The organism is Rhizobium sp. F40D2, assembly GCF_051810745.2.
Taxonomy (GTDB): domain Bacteria; phylum Pseudomonadota; class Alphaproteobacteria; order Rhizobiales; family Rhizobiaceae; genus Rhizobium.
Window position 1 is genome coordinate 2,973,181 of record NZ_CM131436.1, and the last position, 17,061, is coordinate 2,990,241.

21 protein-coding genes and 1 pseudogene are annotated in these 17,061 nt (G+C 62.0%); 19 read left to right on the forward strand and 3 right to left on the reverse strand.

The window, feature by feature from the left end:
• Positions 1–464: 464 nt before the first annotated feature.
• From rpoD to ACS4RS_RS14215, 11 genes are all read left to right on the forward strand, one after another.
• Positions 465–2,522: an RNA polymerase sigma factor RpoD gene (rpoD, locus tag ACS4RS_RS14165; RefSeq protein ID WP_449313694.1), complete on the forward strand. Its 2,058-nt coding sequence runs from the start codon at positions 465–467 to the stop codon at positions 2,520–2,522.
• A gap of 312 nt (positions 2,523–2,834) precedes the next feature.
• A complete protein-coding gene (locus tag ACS4RS_RS14170; RefSeq protein ID WP_003593180.1) occupies positions 2,835–3,128 on the forward strand; it encodes a GYD domain-containing protein in 294 nt (97 codons plus the stop codon).
• Positions 3,129–3,307: 179 nt separating this feature from the next.
• Entirely contained in the window at positions 3,308–4,045 is a 738-nt protein-coding gene (locus ACS4RS_RS14175) for a DUF930 domain-containing protein (protein WP_439010471.1), read from the forward strand.
• Between the two features lie 36 nt (positions 4,046–4,081).
• Entirely contained in the window at positions 4,082–5,188 is a 1,107-nt protein-coding gene (locus ACS4RS_RS14180) for a DUF930 domain-containing protein (RefSeq protein ID WP_439010470.1), read from the forward strand.
• A gap of 92 nt (positions 5,189–5,280) precedes the next feature.
• On the forward strand, positions 5,281–5,442 hold the full coding sequence (locus ACS4RS_RS14185; RefSeq protein ID WP_003593186.1) for a hypothetical protein: 162 nt from the start codon (positions 5,281–5,283) through the stop codon (positions 5,440–5,442).
• 76 nt (positions 5,443–5,518) lie between these two features.
• Positions 5,519–6,310 (forward strand): APH(3') family aminoglycoside O-phosphotransferase, encoded by a 792-nt coding sequence (locus ACS4RS_RS14190; protein WP_439010469.1) that lies wholly within the window; start codon positions 5,519–5,521, stop codon positions 6,308–6,310.
• A gap of 59 nt (positions 6,311–6,369) precedes the next feature.
• Positions 6,370–7,176, forward strand: a complete 807-nt coding sequence (locus tag ACS4RS_RS14195) for an AraC family ligand binding domain-containing protein (protein ID WP_439010468.1) — start codon at positions 6,370–6,372, stop codon at positions 7,174–7,176.
• A 78-nt stretch (positions 7,177–7,254) separates the two neighbouring features.
• The gene (locus ACS4RS_RS14200) at positions 7,255–8,154 is read left to right on the forward strand and encodes an EamA family transporter (protein WP_439010467.1); all 900 of its coding nucleotides are present in this window, start codon (positions 7,255–7,257) and stop codon (positions 8,152–8,154) included.
• 3 nt (positions 8,155–8,157) lie between these two features.
• Positions 8,158–8,850 carry a phenylalanine--tRNA ligase beta subunit-related protein gene (locus ACS4RS_RS14205; RefSeq protein WP_439010466.1) on the forward strand — a complete coding sequence of 231 codons (693 nt, stop codon included), beginning with the start codon at positions 8,158–8,160 and terminating at the stop codon, positions 8,848–8,850.
• Between the two features lie 81 nt (positions 8,851–8,931).
• Entirely contained in the window at positions 8,932–9,330 is a 399-nt protein-coding gene (locus ACS4RS_RS14210) for a DUF427 domain-containing protein (protein WP_439010465.1), read from the forward strand.
• A 79-nt stretch (positions 9,331–9,409) separates the two neighbouring features.
• A complete protein-coding gene (locus tag ACS4RS_RS14215) occupies positions 9,410–9,643 on the forward strand; it encodes a DUF6894 family protein (RefSeq protein WP_003593194.1) in 234 nt (77 codons plus the stop codon).
• Positions 9,644–9,854: 211 nt separating this feature from the next.
• Here the strand turns inward: ACS4RS_RS14215 and ACS4RS_RS14220 are convergent, their stop codons facing one another.
• The gene (locus ACS4RS_RS14220) at positions 9,855–10,097 is read right to left on the reverse strand and encodes a DUF6894 family protein (protein WP_439010464.1); all 243 of its coding nucleotides are present in this window, start codon (positions 10,095–10,097) and stop codon (positions 9,855–9,857) included.
• A gap of 130 nt (positions 10,098–10,227) precedes the next feature.
• On the opposite strand from ACS4RS_RS14220, the gene ACS4RS_RS14225 reads away from it, so the two are divergent.
• The 7 genes and pseudogenes from ACS4RS_RS14225 (at position 10,228) to ACS4RS_RS14255 (ending at position 14,950) form a co-directional block, all read left to right on the forward strand.
• On the forward strand, positions 10,228–10,947 hold the full coding sequence (locus tag ACS4RS_RS14225; RefSeq protein ID WP_439010463.1) for a helix-turn-helix domain-containing protein: 720 nt from the start codon (positions 10,228–10,230) through the stop codon (positions 10,945–10,947).
• Positions 10,948–11,120: 173 nt separating this feature from the next.
• Positions 11,121–12,341, forward strand: coding sequence for an MFS transporter (locus ACS4RS_RS14230; RefSeq protein WP_439010462.1), 1,221 nt, complete (start codon positions 11,121–11,123; stop codon positions 12,339–12,341).
• 3 nt (positions 12,342–12,344) lie between these two features.
• Complete coding sequence (locus tag ACS4RS_RS14235) at positions 12,345–13,013, forward strand: DUF922 domain-containing Zn-dependent protease (RefSeq protein WP_449313695.1); 669 nt, start codon at positions 12,345–12,347, stop codon at positions 13,011–13,013.
• Positions 13,014–13,099: 86 nt separating this feature from the next.
• Positions 13,100–13,450 (forward strand): annotated as a pseudogene (locus tag ACS4RS_RS14240) (DUF1428 domain-containing protein); the annotation flags it as partial.
• 77 nt (positions 13,451–13,527) lie between these two features.
• The gene (locus tag ACS4RS_RS14245) at positions 13,528–13,950 is read left to right on the forward strand and encodes a secondary thiamine-phosphate synthase enzyme YjbQ (protein WP_439010460.1); all 423 of its coding nucleotides are present in this window, start codon (positions 13,528–13,530) and stop codon (positions 13,948–13,950) included.
• A 154-nt stretch (positions 13,951–14,104) separates the two neighbouring features.
• A complete protein-coding gene (locus ACS4RS_RS14250) occupies positions 14,105–14,410 on the forward strand; it encodes a hypothetical protein (RefSeq protein ID WP_439010459.1) in 306 nt (101 codons plus the stop codon).
• Between the two features lie 177 nt (positions 14,411–14,587).
• Positions 14,588–14,950: a hypothetical protein gene (locus ACS4RS_RS14255; protein ID WP_439010458.1), complete on the forward strand. Its 363-nt coding sequence runs from the start codon at positions 14,588–14,590 to the stop codon at positions 14,948–14,950.
• A gap of 346 nt (positions 14,951–15,296) precedes the next feature.
• On the opposite strand, the gene ACS4RS_RS14260 is transcribed toward ACS4RS_RS14255, so the two are convergent.
• Complete coding sequence (locus tag ACS4RS_RS14260) at positions 15,297–16,034, reverse strand: SIMPL domain-containing protein (RefSeq protein WP_439010457.1); 738 nt, start codon at positions 16,032–16,034, stop codon at positions 15,297–15,299.
• A gap of 429 nt (positions 16,035–16,463) precedes the next feature.
• Here ACS4RS_RS14260 and ACS4RS_RS14265 point away from each other — a divergent pair, with 429 nt between their 5' ends.
• Positions 16,464–16,673, forward strand: coding sequence for a hypothetical protein (locus ACS4RS_RS14265; RefSeq protein ID WP_439010456.1), 210 nt, complete (start codon positions 16,464–16,466; stop codon positions 16,671–16,673).
• Positions 16,674–16,737: 64 nt separating this feature from the next.
• Here ACS4RS_RS14265 and ACS4RS_RS14270 read toward each other — a convergent pair whose 3' ends face one another.
• A complete protein-coding gene (locus ACS4RS_RS14270; RefSeq protein WP_439010455.1) occupies positions 16,738–16,884 on the reverse strand; it encodes a hypothetical protein in 147 nt (48 codons plus the stop codon).
• Positions 16,885–17,061 lie beyond the last annotated feature (177 nt).

Genomic DNA, 17,061 nt, shown 5'->3' on the forward strand with positions numbered 1-17,061 from the left:
GTTCGTCCGGACAAAGGCGAATAGACCAACCATAGGACCGCAAAAATGCCGCGAACAACTGGCATGGCGGCCAATATCCATGCTGCCCTTGTCTTTTGTTCGCCGCATCTTAAATAAGGGTTCGCAATCGCTGCCGCGGTTCAAAGCCTGTGGATAAGGCTTTTTCCGATCTTTCGTGAGCTTTTTTTGTAGAAAAGCTTGACGAGAACAAAAAATGTGGGAATCACCGTTCGACTTGTTGAAACGGTGAACTGGGTCAAGGCGGATCGCGCAACCATGGCCGGAAATCCAAAAGCAAAAAAGCTTTGCTGTCCGGTGCCGGCGATCGTGGTTAATCAGGCTTTAAATGTCATCCCGTTAGGTGGGCAAAGGTGATTCTAGGGCGGCGCGAGCGACGTGTCAGGCCCTGAGACGGCCCATTCACCGTAGCGAGATTGGATAGCGTCAGGAAGGCGACGATATAAATGGCAACCAAGGTCAAAGAGAACGAAGACGCGGAAGTCGAACGCGACGGCGCAAGCGACGGCCCTCTTCTCGATCTTTCCGACGACGCGGTCAAGAAGATGATCAAGGCCGCCAAGAAGCGCGGCTATGTGACGATGGACGAGCTCAACGCGGTCCTGCCGTCCGAAGAAGTGACGTCCGAGCAGATCGAAGACACGATGTCGATGCTGTCGGATATGGGCATCAACGTCATCGAAGATGAAGAAGCCGAGGAAGCCGGTGCTTCCGGCGGCGGCGATGACGACGATGCCGGTTCCGACGAGGAGAGCGAAGGCGGCGAACTGGCACCGTCGAGCGGTACCGCGCTTGCGACCGCCAAGAAGAAAGAACCGACCGACCGTACCGATGACCCGGTGCGCATGTACCTGCGCGAGATGGGCTCGGTGGAGCTTCTTTCCCGCGAGGGCGAAATCGCTATCGCCAAGCGTATCGAGGCCGGCCGCGAGACGATGATCGCAGGTCTCTGCGAGAGCCCGCTGACCTTCCAGGCGATCATCATCTGGCGCGACGAACTCAACGAAGGCACGACGCTGCTGCGCGAGATCATCGATCTCGAAACCACCTATTCCGGTCCTGAAGCCAAGGCTGCGCCGCAGTTCCAGAGCCCCGAGAAGATCGAGGCCGATCGCAAGGCTGCCGAAGAGAAGGAAAAGACCCGCCGCGCCCGTTCCGGCGACGACGACATCACCGATGTCGGCGGCGAAGGCCTGCCTCCCGAAGAGGAGGAAGAGGACGAGGACGAATCCAACCTTTCGCTGGCGGCGATGGAAGCCGAGCTTCGCCCGCAGGTGATGGAGACGCTGGATACGATCGCCGAGACCTACAAGAAGCTGCGCAAGCTGCAGGACCAGCAGGTCGAGCAGCGCCTGTCGGCATCCGGCACGCTGTCGACCGCCCAGGAGCGCCGCTACAAGGAGCTCAAGGATGAGCTCATCAAGGCCGTCAAATCCCTGTCGTTGAACCAGAACCGCATCGAGGCGTTGGTCGAGCAGCTTTACGACATCAACAAGCGCCTCGTTTCCAACGAGGGCCGCCTGCTGCGTCTGGCCGAATCCTACGGCGTCAAGCGCGATAGCTTCCTGGAACAGTATCAGGGGGCCGAGCTCGATCCGAACTGGATGAAGTCGATCGGCAATCTGGCCGCCCGCGGCTGGAAGGAATTCGCCCGCGGCGAAAACACGACGATCCGGGACATTCGCCAGGAGATCCAGAATCTCGCGACCGAGACCGGCATTTCGATTTCGGAATTCCGCCGCATCGTGCACATGGTGCAGAAGGGCGAGCGCGAAGCGCGCATCGCCAAGAAGGAAATGGTCGAAGCAGATCTTCGCCTGGTCATTTCCATCGCCAAGAAATACACGAACCGCGGCCTGCAGTTCCTTGACCTCATTCAGGAAGGCAATATCGGCCTGATGAAGGCGGTCGACAAGTTCGAATACCGCCGCGGCTACAAGTTCTCGACCTATGCGACATGGTGGATCCGTCAGGCGATCACCCGTTCGATCGCCGACCAGGCCCGCACGATCCGCATTCCGGTGCATATGATCGAGACGATCAACAAGATCGTCCGCACCTCGCGCCAGATGCTGCACGAGATCGGCCGCGAGCCGACGCCGGAAGAACTGGCCGAAAAGCTCGCCATGCCGCTCGAAAAGGTCCGCAAGGTCCTGAAGATCGCCAAGGAGCCGATCTCGCTCGAAACGCCGGTCGGCGACGAAGAGGATCTGCACCTCGGCGATTTCATCGAGGACAAGAATGCGCTGCTGCCGATCGACGCCGCCATCCAGGCGAACCTGCGCGAAACGACGACCCGTGTTCTCGCGTCGCTGACGCCGCGCGAGGAACGCGTGCTGCGCATGCGCTTCGGCATCGGCATGAACACCGACCATACGCTCGAAGAAGTCGGCCAGCAGTTCTCGGTCACCCGCGAACGTATCCGCCAGATCGAAGCGAAGGCGCTGCGCAAGCTCAAGCATCCGAGCCGCTCCAGGAAGCTGCGCTCCTTCCTCGACAGCTGAGGCTTCGATACCGTACTGATTGGAAAAGCCGGGCCCTGCGCCCGGCTTTTGCTTTTGTGATTAACACCAATGAGTGCTGCGGTTTTCTTGTCCCCGTGCGGTGACAGGGCTATAATCCGGCCACGGGGGAAGGGACCGATCGCGACGCGAGCGAGGTCGGCGTATTCCTGTCGACCGATCCTCCGCTAGATCCGGATGATTCTAAGCTTGGCCGGCTTAGAATCTGAATCCGGATCTGCATCAAAGAAATAGAGCATGATGTCGTCCGAAAACCGCGGACACTTTTCGGCATCATGCTCTGGGAGGTGCGACATGACCACTTACATTCTTTTGATCGACTGGACGGATCAGGGCATCCGCAATGTTCGCGACTCGGCCAAGAGGCTGGACGCGGCGAAGAAACTGCTCGCCGGCGTTGGCGGTTCCTTTAATCAGTTCTACCTGACGATGGGCGGGCATGACATGGTCGCCGTCTGCGAGGCGCCCGATGACGCGGTGATGGCGCATTTTACGCTGTCGCTGGCCATGGGCGGCAATGTTCGGACGGAGACGCTGAAGGCCTTTCCGGAGGCCGCCTATCGGGATCTCATCGGTTCGCTCGGCTGAGCGCAATTATAGATTGTGCATTTTATGTGTTGCAGGGCCTCGGCTGTGCTGGCAGTGTCGCGCCGTGCTTCAATTTCCGCGGCGGGGCTCCCGGCCCGATTTTTTCGGCAAGGTCCATGATGAAAGCGCGCCTCAGTTCCATGACCTCCGCCGATCATGCGACAGCGGCTTTCTGACCGATGGAACTGGTGGCCGGCAAATGGGATGACGGGATCCAGCGGGGCGCAGCGGCGTCCTTCGCCTTGCATGCCGCGGCGATCCTGGTGCTCCTGCTGCTGTTGCCGAAGGCCGAGCCGCCGCTGCCGTTGCCTGATGACGGTCTCTCGGTGGAGATCGTTCCGCAGCCTGAGGGACCACGGACAAGACCCGAGCGGGTCAGGGCGCCTTCGCCGGAACCGGCAAAGCCAGAAGCCGTAGCGCCCCGGGCCGAAGGGCCTGCGCCAGCTCCCTATAATGCGCCTGCTGCGGCAATCCCGTCTGTGATGCCGATCGCTCCACTGGTGCCAAGGCCGGCCGAATTCACCACGGCAAGCCGGCTGTTCTCCGACAAGGTGCTGGCCGACCCGCGCAGCCGGGGCGCCCGCGAAGCGCTGCGCGGCCTTGCCGGCAGCGAGCGCAATCTGCAGCTTTGCGACCTCGAGGCGCTGGAGCAGGTCCGCCGCGCGCGGCCTGATATGCAACCCGATACGCTCGCCCCCTATGCGATGGCGCCGGAGAAGGTCAGCGGCAATAGCGTCGAGGTGAGGGGCGGCGCCTTCCGCAGCAAAGGCAAGTGGTACAACATCCAGTTCAAATGCGGGCTCGATGCCGGATCCGGCAAGGTCGCGTCCTTCGCCTTTCTCGTCGGCGATGCCATTCCGCAGGGTGAATGGCAGGCGCATGATCTGGTGGCCGATGACGGGGCGGTCGACCAATGAGGCCAATCGTGGCTGCGATCACGCGGTTTTTTTCTTTTGTGGCTTGATGCTGCCGGTTTTAAAGGCCACATCGCTGCTGTGACGGAAGATGACGTGGCACCAGCGGAAACGCAGCACGAAACGGGAAAACAGCGGCCTGAAATCCGCTGGGGCATCGGTGCGTCCGTACTTCTGCATGTCCCCCTTGTCGCGCTCCTGATCTTTGGACTGCCGAAGATCGAGCCGAGACCTGCCGAAGACGAGAGCGTGAAGGTCGAGCTTGTTCCGCCGCCGGAGGAGAAGAAGCCGGAGCCAAAACCCGAGGAGAAACCACCGGAGCCGAAGCCGCCGGCGAAGAAGCAACCGCCTCCGCCACCACCGCCTCCGCCATCGCCGCCACCACCGCCCCCGCCGCCGCGCGCCGCTGAAAATAAGCCCGCGGCCCTGATGCCGAGCCTGAATCCTGTTTTCGAGTTCGGCGACAGGGACAGCGGACCGAAAAAATCGACGTCGGGGAATTCTTCGCAGGGTGAGGTAAAGTCCGCGACGACGGCGCCCCAGCACGGTGCAAAGTCGGAACAGGCGCCTACGGAGGCCTCTGCAGAAAAGCCGCAGACCGAAACGCCTCCGGCACGGCCGGTTCCCGATGATATACAGCTTCCCGAGGTTGCTGCGACCGACGTCTCTCCCGAGCGCAATGCGCCTCTTGCAGAAGCGACGGGTGAAGCCAAGACCGATATCGAGGCGCTGAAGCCGCCCGAACAGAAGCCTCCTGAGCCGACGAAGACGGACGCAGCAAAGGACGATCTCGTGAGGGCAAAAACCTTGTTTTCGCAGGCTGCCGATGACGATCCCATGGCGAAAATCGCGATGAATGGCGTGCCGCGCCCTAAACGTGTTGCCCAGCTTTGCAGTAGCGAACTCCAGCAACAGCTGATTCACGCTTCGCCAAGCTTTCAGCCAATTATTGTACCCAGACAGGATTTGTCACGTGGCACCGTTCTCGACCTTCGTGCCGCCTTCCGCACAACTGAAGGCTGGTACGATGTGCACTTTCGTTGCGAAGTGGATGAGGACGCTACGAAAGTTGTCTCTTTTGCTTTTGATGTCAGCGGAGCCATTCCGCGCAGCCAATGGAAAAGTCGGGGGCTTCCTGGGAATTGAGTTTGTAAACTCGATGCCAACAAGCCACACGCAAGGAACCGCATCTAGCCTCTCCTCATGGCCGTGATGATACGGTGAGAGAGGACAATGATATGTCGAACGAGATCGAGCATTTTCTTGAGCGCCAGGATGAAGCCGTGAGCGCGCTGTTCCTGGAACACAAGGGCGACGAGCTGACCGATATTCTGGTTGCGGCCCTGGAAGAGGCGTTCGAAATCCTGCTCGAGGCCGCGCCCGCCGAAACCGTTCATTGACATAGAGACGCGCGGTCTGCTGCGTGATTCCTTTAATTGGAATAGGATTCCCCGCCCGTCGGAACGAGGCGCCCAGATGCCCCAACAGGATCAACCGCTGTCGGCGGGTGCGCTCGATGCACGTCTTGCCGGTTATCGGTTCGAACGCGATGCGCTCGGCCGTTCGGCGGCGAGCGTCTTCCGGCTGGAAGCGAGCGGATTGCCGACGCTTTATCTGAAGGTCGAAGAGGCCGGCGCTTTCGGCGAGATCGCCGACGAAGCAGCAAGGCTTGACTGGCTCAAGGCTTCCGGTCTGCCCTGTCCCGAGGTCATCGCGAATGAAAGCGGCGGCGGGCGCAACCGGCTGCTGATCGGCGCCCTGCCAGGCGCCGATCTCGCCAGCGCGTCGGCGCTGACGCCGCTTGTGCGGGTCGAATTGCTGGCTGCGGCGCTGCTCGACCTGCATCGACTGCCGATCGCATCCTGCCCATTCGATCACCGGCTGGAGAAGCGCATGGCGGTCGCCAAAGCGCGGATGCAGGCCGGCATCGTCGACGAGGCCGATTTCGACGAGACGCGGCTTGGCAAAAGTGCCGAGGCGCTGTTTGCCGAACTCGAAAGCAGAAGACCGGGCCGCGAAGATCTTGTCGTCACCCATGGCGATGCCTGCCTGCCGAATTTCATCGCCTGCGAAGACGGATTCTCCGGCTATATCGACTGCAGCCGGCTCGGCGTCGCCGACCGCTATCAGGATATCGCGCTCGCCTGCCGCAGCATCGCCTATAATTTCGGCGAGGCGCTGGTGCAGCCCTTCCTCGATCGTTACGGCATGCCGGCCGCGGATCCTGTGAGGCTCGACTATTACCAGCTGCTCGACGAATTTTTCTAGCCGTTGCGCCATCTCCATCCGGCTGGCAGAGTGGCCGCAATCGAACCTGCGGACAGACGATGGCGAAGAACCAGTTCAGGATGCTGCGCTCGGCGCTGGCCGGCGTCGAAGCGGTGGAAGCGGAAACGCATCACAGCTTTTCCAGGCACACGCATGAGCAGTTCGGCATCGGCTTCGTCTCATCAGGGGCGCAGAAATCGCTGAGCGGCCGCGGCATGGTGGAGGCCGAGGCCGGCGATATTATCACCGTCAATCCGAATGAGGTGCATGACGGCGCGCCGATCGGCGATGGACGATCGTGGCGCATCCTCTATTTCGATCCCGAGATCGTCGCCCGACTGTCGCGAGAGATCGGCGAGGGTGGGGCAGGGCGGCAGGAAATCCCCCATCCCGTTATCCGCAACAGGGCGATCGCCGCCCGCTTCGAAACATTGTTCGGCGCGGTGACCGAGAGCGGGGCGGGGTATGGGCTGCTCCGCGAGCAACTGCTGCTGCAGCTTGTGGCCGATGTCATGCGGGAACGCGGCGGCGGCGACGAGCGGCCGCCGGTGCCGGCGTCGATCCGCGCGGCCCGGGATCTGATCGACGACGATCCGCTTGCCGCTGTCTCGCTCGCCGATCTCGCCGGAGAAAGCGGGCTCAGCCGCTTCCAGCTGCTGCGTGGCTTTGCCAAGGCGACGGGATTGACGCCGCACGCCTATCTCGTCCAGGCCCGCATCCATATCGCACGGCGGCTGATCGCTCAGGGCATGCCGCTTGCCGAAGCCGCCTTCGCCAGCGGCTTTGCCGATCAGAGCCACATGACGCGGGTCTTCGTGCGCAAATACGGCCTGTCGCCGCGGCTCTATGCCGGCGCCTTTCTCTAAAGACCCGGCGCCTGCAATTTCGTTCAAGACCGCGAGACGCCCCTGTTGTTTCCTCGACGTTCCAACAGGAGGCGTTGAATGTCGAGGCAGGTTCAAGGGTATGTCTATCTGGCGCTGGCGATGCTGACGGTGGGCAGCACCGTCATCGCAAGCAAGCTAATCGCATCGGGCCTGCCGCCATTCACCGCCACCGCCCTGCGCTTCGCGCTGGCTTTTCCGGTCTTGCTGGTGCTGATGCGGGCAAGCGGCGTTCGGCTGCCGAAGCTCTCCGGGCACGATCGCCTGATTCTCGTCGTTCAGGCGGGCGCCGGCAGCGTCGGTTATACGACGCTGCTGATCTCCGGCCTCAGCCTCACATCGGCCACCGATGCCGGCGTGGTCATCGGCACGCTGCCGGTGGTTTCGGCGGCCATTTCCATCCTGCTGCTGCGCGAAAGGCCTGGGCGCGGCCTGCTCCTTGCCGTGGCGCTTGCGACGGCGGGCGTGCTTTCGATCGCTGTCACGCCGGATGCGGCCGGCGGGTCGGCCGCCGGCAATCTGCTGATCTTCGGCGCCGTCGTCTGCGAGGGGCTATTCATTCTGCTGAACAAAAGGCTGAATGCGGACATTCCGCCGCTTGCCCAGTCGACGCTGATGGCCGGCATCGGGTTTTCCGTCGCCGTCATCCCGGCGGTTTTCGAGGCGCCCTTCGCACCGGATATGTCCACAAGCGCCGTCATTGCCGTCGTCTATTATGCGCTCGTGCCGACCGTCGGCGGCTTCCTGCTCTGGTATGCGGGGGCGGCACGGGTGAGCGGCACGGAGGCTGCGCTCTTCACCGCAGTCGCTCCGGTCTCCGCCGTCATGTTTGCTTTCCTGATCCTCGGCGAACCGATCGGACTCAACCAGATCGCCGGCATTTTCTGCGTATTGGCGGCCGTGCTCGGGCTTGCCTTTGCCGGAAGCCGGGTGGCAACGAATATATCCGGAGGGAGATAGGCCATGCAGTTCCGTCATTCCGATGCGATATGGCAGGCGTTTCCGGAACTTCGCGCCGGCGCGCTCCATGTGGACGCTATTGATGCGAATGCCAATGTCGAGACGGCGATGGCCAGTTTCAGCACAATTGCCGAGGCCCGGCTGTCCCTAGCGCAAGAGGGCGAATTTCCCGAAATCCAGGCGTGGCGGCGCGGCTTTTCCCGCATGGGGCTGAAGCCGACGCAATATCGCTCAGCCTGCGAGGCGCTGTTGCGCCGCTTCCGTCAGGAACATGGCCTGCCGCGCCTGCATCCGCTCGTCGATCTCTGCAATGCGATTTCGCTCGCCTTCGCCATTCCGATCGCCGTCTTCGACACCGAACAGATCACTGATGATCTCGAGGTTCGGCGCGCCGGCGGCCACGAGACCTATTTGACCTTCGGCGGCGAAATCGAGCATCCGGAAGTAAACGAGGTGATCTTCGCCGACGGTGCGGAGAGGGCGCATGCGCGGCGCTGGACCAATCGGCAGAGCGGGCTTTCGGCAGTGCGGCAGCAGACGTGCTCGGTGCTGATCGTCGCCGAGGCGCTGCACGCTACTGCCGGCGAGGATATCGGCAGGCTGGTTGCAACGCTTTCGGAGGCGCTGGCGCATTACTGGGCGGTTCAGCCGAAAACCGCCATGCTGAGCCTGGCATCGCCGCGTTTCGAATTCTAATGCATGACGTCCGAAAGGCCTTGGGCCGGCGGCATGCGCGACCTATCTCAGTGGGATCGATATCTCATGGAGACGAACCTCATGTCAGACAAATCGATCAAGATCCCGGGCCCGGATCATCCGATCACCGTCGAGCACAATCCTTGCCGCGTCGTCGTCACGCTGGCTGGCAAGGTGATCGCCGACAGCCGCGATGCGCTGACGCTGCGCGAGGCCTCCTATCCGCCGGTCCAGTATATTCCGCGCAGGGATGTCGAGATGTCGCTGCTGCAGCGCACCGATCATACCAGCCACTGCCCCTATAAGGGCGACGCCGCCTATTACAGCGTCATTCCGGGCGGCGAGCGTTCGAAGAATGCCGTCTGGACTTACGAGGCGCCGAATGCCGCCGTCAGCAACATCAAGGACCATCTCGCCTTCTATCCCGACCGTGTCGACGGCATCGAGGAAATGGCCTCTCCTGAGGCCGGCACCTTCTGATCACGGCAGATAGGGCATATCTGGGGCCGGGAACATGTTGCCTGCGGGATCGTTAGACTGATCTAGCGGGGGATGTGTCGTGCCGAAATTCTACTTTCAGCTCCTCGATCGTGATGGCGTCGGGGCGACCGAGACAGGATATGAATTCGCCTCCATCGACGCCGCGAAAGCGGAGGCCCGGCGCGTGCTGGCGGAGATGGCCGCCGAAGGCCTGCCGGCGGAGCCTCTGAACATGCTGTCGGTGGAACTCTTCGACGAAAGCAGGCAGCCGCTGGCGGAAATCCGGCTGATCCTCGAGGAAATCCCCAAATAGCCGCAGCCGGCAAGCCGCCTACGATGTTGCTCCAAGCAAGGGCGACTATGTCAAATTTAATTGCCGGCTATGAAGGCGGGTCTTAATGCATGTCGCCCGGAAGTGTGCAGCGGTTCCGGGATGACGAGATGCATAAAAAAGAGCTTAGGCGTCGCGGCGACCGAGTCGGATCGATCGGCGGAGATCGGCGGCAAGCCCTGAACGGCGGCAATCAGAAGACGTCGAGCCATTCATTGTTGAAGACGAGGCTGGCAACCGTAATTGGGTCGCCGCTTTCGTCGCGAACGGTGACGGCGATGATGGTGCGATCACCCCCTGGCAGTTCGTCACGGGCCACATCCAGCAGGATGCGGGTCACCTCTTTCGGAATGTCCTCGCGCGATCTGAGCTCGGTGCCGTGCTCGTCGCGTGTGGGACCTTCGCCGTTATGCAGATCGAAAAAGTAGCGAGCCATGTTTTTTCCTGTGCGTCACAGGGGGAAATTACAGATGAAGACAATTGTTCCCGAGGCTAGGCATTGATTCTTATAGAAAATACAGGTTGCATCGTCATGATCCCATCATGCGCTATCGGCGGACAAATCCGTGATTGAAGCCCTGCTGCTCAATCTTGGAAGCCGCGATGTGCTTTCGGCCGAAGAGGAGAACCTCCTTAGGTCGATCCTGGTCAAGGACCGGCATTTTGTTGCCGGCGAGGATATCGTCGCCGAAGGCAGCCGCCCGCCCTACAGCACGCTGCTCCTTGATGGTTTTGCGGCGCGCTACAAGGTGATGGCCGATGGCAGTCGCCAGATCACCGCGCTGCATGTCGCCGGCGATTTCGTCGATCTGCATGCCTTTCCCGTCAAGAAGATGGATCACGGCATCGTTGCGCTGTCGACCTGTCATGTCGCCTTCGCCGATCATGCCGATCTCAGGGCGATCACCGAGCGCATGCCGCATCTGACCCGGCTGCTCTGGCTCGATACGCTGGTCGATGGCGCCATTCATCGGGAGTGGATCGTCGCCATGGGCCGGCGCTCCAAACGCGCCCATATCGCCCACCTCGTCTGCGAGCTTTTCGTGCGCCTGCAGGTCGTCAAGCGGACGCGCGGCGCCAGTTTCCAGTTTCCGTTGACGCAGATCGAGATGGCCGATGTGCTCGGCGTTTCGGTCGTCCATCTGAACAAGACGCTGCAGGCGCTGCGGCGCGAGGGAGTCTTCACCTGGGAGAACCGGACAATCACCATCGTCGACTGGGAGCGCCTCCAGGAAATCGCCGAATTCGACCCCGCCTATCTGAACATCTTCAAGGAGCCGCGCTAACGCCAGACACGCGGGGCCAGACACGTGGGGCCTGACACGCGATGCCGGCCGGCGCGACATCATATCCGCTCGTTGCAATTGACAAACCGCTCATCGGAGCAGAACACCGTTCTGACATGCACGAAAACCTCCTGAAGGCCGCGGCCTCCCTTCGCCGGCCGGTGAAATCTCAAATGGACATATCCCAAGGCCCGCGGAGCGTTCTTCGCCACCCCGGCTATCTGAACTTCGCTGCCTCCCGCGTCTTTTCCTCGCTTGCCTTCCAGTCCATCGGCATCGCCATGGGCTGGATGATTTATGATCAGACGCACAGCGCCTTTGCGCTCGGCCTCGTCGGCCTCTGTCAGTTCCTGCCGATGGCGGTGCTGACCTTCGTCGTCGGCCATGTCGCCGACCGGTTCGACCGGCGGCGTATCGGCCTCATCTGCCAGTTGATCGAGGCGGTGACGGCGCTGGTGCTGGCGGTTGCCACCTGGCAGCAATGGCTGATGCCTTCAGGCATCCTTGTCGCCGTCACGGTGCTTGGCGCCGTCGTCGCCTTCGAGCGGCCGACCATGGCAGCGCTGCTGCCGAACATCGTGCCGGCTTCGATGCTGCAGAAGGCGGTCGCCACCTCCACCTCGCTGATGCAGACGGCGCTGATCATCGGCCCCTCGCTCGGCGGTCTGCTCTACGGTCTCAACCCGGTCGCGCCCTTCGCCGTGTCGGCGCTGCTCTTTGCCGTTGCAAGCTTCAACGTCATCTCGATCCGCATGCAATGGGCGCCTTCCAAACGCGAGCCGGTGACACTAGCCTCGGTCTTTGCCGGCGTCTCCTTCATCCGCAGCCGGCCCGTCATGCTCGGCACGATCTCGCTCGATCTCTTTGCGGTGTTGCTCGGCGGCGCCACCGCGCTGCTGCCGATGTTTGCCCGCGATATCCTGAGTGCCGGCCCCTGGGAGCTCGGCCTTTTGCGCGCCGCACCGGCGATCGGCGCGCTCGCCATGTCGATCGTGCTGGCCCGCCGGCCGCTCGAGAACAATGTCGGGCGCAAGATGCTTCTCGCCGTCGCCGTGTTCGGCATCGCCACCATCGTCTTTTCACTGTCCACCAGTATCGTGCTTTCCGTCGCCGCCCTGCTTGTCGTCGGCGCGTCGGATACGGTCAGCGTCGTCGTGCGCAGCTCGCTGGTGCAGCTTCTGACGCCGGATGAGATGCGCGGTCGTGTCAGCGCCGTCAACTCGCTGTTCATCGGCACCTCCAACCAGCTCGGCGAATTCGAATCCGGCATGATGGCGGCAGCACTCGGGCCGGTCGCCACCGGCATCGTCGGCGGGCTCGGCACGATCATCGTCGTGCTGCTGTGGATGCGGCTCTTCCCCGATCTTACCAAGGTCAAGACGCTGCAGGGCTGAAACATGCAAGGTGCGTTGAAAGTGGGAGGCGGTCCCGTTAGGGTGCCGCGCCAACCATTATTCGGCGGGGGCCGCGTGACGAAAACTTTTCTATCCTATGTTCTGGCGGCGATTTTCGCCTTGTCGCCAGCCGCTGCACTGGCCGAATGGCAGGCTGTGGAAGAAGTGCGGCCCTATTCGATATCCGGCAAGACCGGCGCCGAACTCTACGAATCGATCGGGGCGCGGGGGCCTGAAGTCGGCGAGGGCCGGGTGATCGCGCATACGACATTCAAGCTGACCTGGACCCGGAAATACGAAGCGCAAGGCGCCGCCTGCGTCATCACGACCAACCGGCCGAAACTGATCATCACCTATACGCTGCCGAAACCCTCGACGGCGCTGCCACCGGCCGTCCAGACCAGCTGGGAGAGCTTCATCGCAGGCGTGCAGGCGCATGAGCGGGTGCATGGCGTGACCATCAAGGAGATGGTCAAGGAAATCGAGACGATGAGCATCGGCCTCACCGTTGCCGACGATCCCGATTGCAAGAAAATCCGCGTCGAACTGACCCGTCGCCTCGGCGAGATCTCGGCGAAGCAGCGTCAGCGCGGCCGCGACTTCGACAAGGTGGAAATGGGCGACGGCGGCAATATCCAGCAGCTCATTCTCAAGCTGGTCAACGGACCCTGATTGCCGCTGCCGGCGCTTCGTTCCTGGACCTGCCCGGCAGCGCTCCTATCTCTTCCTCCAGCGCGAGATAGATGGAGAAGGTAGTCATGTCCTATGTCGACGGTTTCATCGTGGCAGTGCCGAAGGAGAATATCGAGGCCTATAAGAAATTCTCGACCTTCGCCGGCTCGATCTGGAAGGATTATGGGGCGCTCGAATATGTCGAATGCATCGGCGACGACGTGCCCTATGGCGAGCTGACCTCCTTTCCCCGCGCCGTGCAGGCCAAGGAGGACGAGGTGGTGGTGTTTGCCTGGATCGTCTACCGGTCGCGGCAGCAGCGCGACGACGTCAACGCCAAGGTGATGGCCGATCAGAGGCTCAAGGGCGATCAATGGCAGATGCCCTTCGATGGCAAGCGGATGATCTATGGCGGCTTCGAAACGCTGATCAAACTCTTAACTCATCCGGGCATTGACTTGGCCGTCATGGCGCGCCAACTCGCGGGGATCATATTCCGAGACGGGAGAGCGCCTTGCCCCAGACGATCCTGAGCCTATCCACACGCGGACAGGGCCTTTACGAATTCACCGATCAGGCGGACGCCTTCGTCAACCAATCGGGGCGGGAGGAGGGGCTTCTCACCGTCTTCGTGCGCCACACCTCCTGCTCGCTGCTGATCCAGGAAAATGCCGATCCCGACGTGCAAACCGACCTGCTTTCCTTCTTCCGCCGCCTCGTGCCGCCGGCCTCCGATCCGTCGATGGGCTGGGTCGTGCATCGGGCCGAGGGGCCGGACGACATGCCGGCGCATATCAAGGCGGCGCTGACGCAGGTTTCGATCGGCATTCCGGTCGCCCGCGGCCGGCTGATGCTCGGCACCTGGCAGGGCCTCTATCTCTTCGAGCATCGCGACCGGCCGCACCGGCGGGAAATCGTGCTGCATCTCAGCCCGTAAAGGGATTAATCCTTCTGAATGAAAACTGAATGGATGGTTCGAACGCCATTCAGCTTGCAGCGTTTACTGTCGAGACAATCCCTGAAGGGAGAGCCAAAGCATGTCGCGCGATAACGACATGCTTAAAAATAGAGCCAATCGACGGAGACACACCATGACACATTTCCTCGCCAAGGCCTCGCTTGCCGCATTGCTCGCCCTCTGCGCCATTCCGGCCACTGTCACCACCGCGGCAGCCGCAGGGCCGCAGACGAACTTCGTCGTCGAGGCGCAATATCATCGCCCGATCCGCGCCTGCTCGCCGATGCATGCTGTGCGCAAGGCACGTGGTTTCGGCCTGCGCGATGCCCGCATCACCCGCATGTCGCCGCGCGTCGTCGTTGTTGCCGGCCGCGACCGCCGCGGCTGGGACAGGATCACCTTCGCGAATGTCCGCGGCTGCCCGCTGATCCGGCGCTGAGGACTGCGCAGGCAAGCGCCCACACGGCGCTTGCCTGCCGCTTTTGCCTTGACGGCGACACTTTCAGCCGTTTCTTCTCTGGCCCGTATGAGTGATTCCCGCATGACGCTTCGGCGGAATGCGGAGTAACAGGGCAGGCGGCTCGGCCGCACCGACTTTGAAACGAAAGGTTTTTCGATGATGCAGTTTTTGGCAAAGGCGGGTCTTGCCGTCATGCTGACCGCCGGCACCCTTGCCGGCACGGTGGCGCCCGCCGCCGCGCAGTTGAATATCATTATCGGCGATCAGGACCGTGACGCGCCGCGGGATTACCGCCGCCCGCCTCCGGGCTACGACCGTCCCCCTCCGGGCTTCGATGGCCGCCGGCCGCGCGGCTGCGATCCGCGCCTGGCCCAAGATATGGCCCGCGATTACGGCTTCCGCCGCGCTCGTGTCGTCGACATCACGCCGCGCCGCGTCATCGTCCAGGGCTGGACACGCCGCGGCCCCGACGAAATGAGCTTCGGCAACGTCCGCGGCTGCCCGGCGCTGCGCCGCTGATAAACTAGAATACCGCCTCGTCTCCCCGATGCGGCGGCCAGAACCGCCTTTGCCAGTCTCCCCGGATCGGCAAGGGCGGTTTTCTTTTGTGCTCAGTTTGATGATATCTGCGCTCTTACCTGGCGTTGTCCTCTGCTTCGGAGCCCAGGACTGCCCCTCACCCTAACCCTCTCCCCGTTCTGACGGGGAGAGGGGACTTGCCACGCGAGACGTTGACGAGCAACGGAGAGGTCGCGTCATATCCCCTTCGCCCCGCAAGCGGGGGTCCGAAGGACGGGTCGAGACCGGTGGCTCGACCCCGGTCGGTGCCGGCAGGCGGATGAGGGGCTGATGCACGGCGCTATCATTACTGCTCAATCGCAAAAGTCACCGTGACGCTGACACTGTAATTGTTCTCGCCGCTCTGGACGGGAACGGCGGCATCGGCCTCCTTCATCATCGTGGCGCGATAGGCCGGCTGCGGCATCGGGCGAGGCACATTCTCGTTGATCTCGATGATGCGGCCGAGCTTGACGCCGGCGGCTTCGCTCAGCGTCTTTGCCTTCTTCACCGCCTCGGCGACGGCATTCTTTCGCGCCTCTTCGAGGGCTGCTTGCGGCTTGTCGTTGGTGAACTGGATGTCGCCGCCCTGGTTGATGCCGAGGGTGACGGATTGGTCGATCACCTGGCCGAGCTTGGCGAGATCGCGCAGCCTGATGGTGATGGAATTGATGGTCTGGTAGCCGATCAGCTGCGGCTGTTGCTGCTGACCATCGACCGGCTGCGGATAATTATATTGCGGCTGGATTGAGAAGCCCGAGGTCTGCAGATCGCGCTCGGCGATGCCGCCGTCCTTCAGCGCCTTGAGCACCTCGTTCATCGCCTTGTTGTTCTCGTCGAGCGCTTCGCGGGCGGTCTTCGCCTGCTTGACGACGGCGAGATTGACGACGGCCATATCGGGCGCGAGGGCCGATTCACCATCCCCCGTCACCGAAATCACCGCCTCGCGCGGCTTTGCCTCCTGCGCCATCACAGGCGCTGCGCTGCCAAGCGGCAGGGCGAGAAGGGCAGTCATCAGAACAGTCTTGGAGAGAATCGGCGCCATGTTTCATTCCCTAGTTGTTGTTTCCCGGATGAACTTTCTGTCGGTTGATTGTGAAGCTATTGCGGCGGAAGAGAAGGGCGAGTGCGTGCGGAGAGAAAAATGTGAAGGTGCGAGAGGAGATGGCGCGCCGTGAGTGCCCTCTCTGCCTGCCGGGCATCTCCCCCTCAAAAGCCAAGACCGACTGTCGGACATGTCTCCGAACATCTGTCAGGTATGCGTCCGGGCTTTAGACCTGGGGGAGATCACAAGCGTTGCGGCGGGCTGCAACTTTAGTTGTTTTGGGAAGCGGTCGTGCCCAGCCGATCTCTCCACCTGCGGGGGCTCCGAAGGACGGGCGAAACCCGCGACTCGCCCCAGCCCCGACAGGGCAGAGGCGGCGCCCCACGGCACACCCTTCCATTCCTGCCTTTTCACCAACGCAAAGCCCTTATGAGAAACGGGATCGTCAAGGATTGGGCGACGGGCTCCGTGCAGGGCAGCGCCAGCGACTGCGTGCAATATATCGGCGGCATCATCAACCGCTGCAACGACATGCGGCAGCTTCAGGCTTCGCTCGCGCTCTATGATGTGAGGGTGGCAACCAAGGCCGGCCGGCCCATATCGAGCCGGGGAGAACCGGCAGCGCCCGCAGTGAACTGAGGGCGCACGCCAGCCAGGATAAGGTCGTTTGCCTAACCTTGCGGCCAGCGGACACATTGCGGATCTAGGCGCCGAAATCATCCATGAAGGACGGATGGATCGCAGGCTTACGCTCTTCGCGCGCATCGCGAAAACGCTGGGGAACCGCGCCGAGACCGGTCACGAGACGGGTGAGGAGATTGCGGTTGAAAAGTTTATGCAGGGCACTCATGGCAGTTCACTCATTCTTTTTTTGTTAGCCGGCAGCATATATTTTGCCCAAGCTGCCTTCGCAATGGGCAATTTTACATGACAGTTATGCGACAGTGCATGGCTTGGGAGATCACATTGGCGTTATGATGAGCGCCCAAGGGCACTCTCGCCCCATAAATCCTCGCGAACATACGGG

Bases quoted from the DNA above. Each gene is read 5' to 3' on its own strand.
- rpoD (WP_449313694.1), top strand. From the start codon at position 465: ATGGCAACCAAGGTCAAAGAGAACGAAGACGCGGAAGTCGAACGCGAC.
- ACS4RS_RS14170 (WP_003593180.1), top strand. From the start codon at position 2,835: ATGACCACTTACATTCTTTTGATCGACTGGACGGATCAGGGCATCCGC.
- ACS4RS_RS14175 (WP_439010471.1), top strand. From the start codon at position 3,308: ATGGAACTGGTGGCCGGCAAATGGGATGACGGGATCCAGCGGGGCGCA.
- ACS4RS_RS14185 (WP_003593186.1), top strand. From the start codon at position 5,281: ATGTCGAACGAGATCGAGCATTTTCTTGAGCGCCAGGATGAAGCCGTG.
- ACS4RS_RS14190 (WP_439010469.1), top strand. From the start codon at position 5,519: ATGCCCCAACAGGATCAACCGCTGTCGGCGGGTGCGCTCGATGCACGT.
- ACS4RS_RS14195 (WP_439010468.1), top strand. From the start codon at position 6,370: ATGGCGAAGAACCAGTTCAGGATGCTGCGCTCGGCGCTGGCCGGCGTC.
- ACS4RS_RS14200 (WP_439010467.1), top strand. From the start codon at position 7,255: ATGTCGAGGCAGGTTCAAGGGTATGTCTATCTGGCGCTGGCGATGCTG.
- ACS4RS_RS14205 (WP_439010466.1), top strand. From the start codon at position 8,158: ATGCAGTTCCGTCATTCCGATGCGATATGGCAGGCGTTTCCGGAACTT.
- ACS4RS_RS14210 (WP_439010465.1), top strand. From the start codon at position 8,932: ATGTCAGACAAATCGATCAAGATCCCGGGCCCGGATCATCCGATCACC.
- ACS4RS_RS14220 (WP_439010464.1), bottom strand. From the start codon at position 10,097: ATGGCTCGCTACTTTTTCGATCTGCATAACGGCGAAGGTCCCACACGC.
- ACS4RS_RS14230 (WP_439010462.1), top strand. From the start codon at position 11,121: ATGGACATATCCCAAGGCCCGCGGAGCGTTCTTCGCCACCCCGGCTAT.
- ACS4RS_RS14235 (WP_449313695.1), top strand. From the start codon at position 12,345: ATGCAAGGTGCGTTGAAAGTGGGAGGCGGTCCCGTTAGGGTGCCGCGC.
- ACS4RS_RS14250 (WP_439010459.1), top strand. From the start codon at position 14,105: ATGACACATTTCCTCGCCAAGGCCTCGCTTGCCGCATTGCTCGCCCTC.
- ACS4RS_RS14255 (WP_439010458.1), top strand. From the start codon at position 14,588: ATGATGCAGTTTTTGGCAAAGGCGGGTCTTGCCGTCATGCTGACCGCC.
- ACS4RS_RS14260 (WP_439010457.1), bottom strand. From the start codon at position 16,034: ATGGCGCCGATTCTCTCCAAGACTGTTCTGATGACTGCCCTTCTCGCC.
- ACS4RS_RS14265 (WP_439010456.1), top strand. From the start codon at position 16,464: ATGAGAAACGGGATCGTCAAGGATTGGGCGACGGGCTCCGTGCAGGGC.
- ACS4RS_RS14270 (WP_439010455.1), bottom strand. From the start codon at position 16,884: ATGAGTGCCCTGCATAAACTTTTCAACCGCAATCTCCTCACCCGTCTC.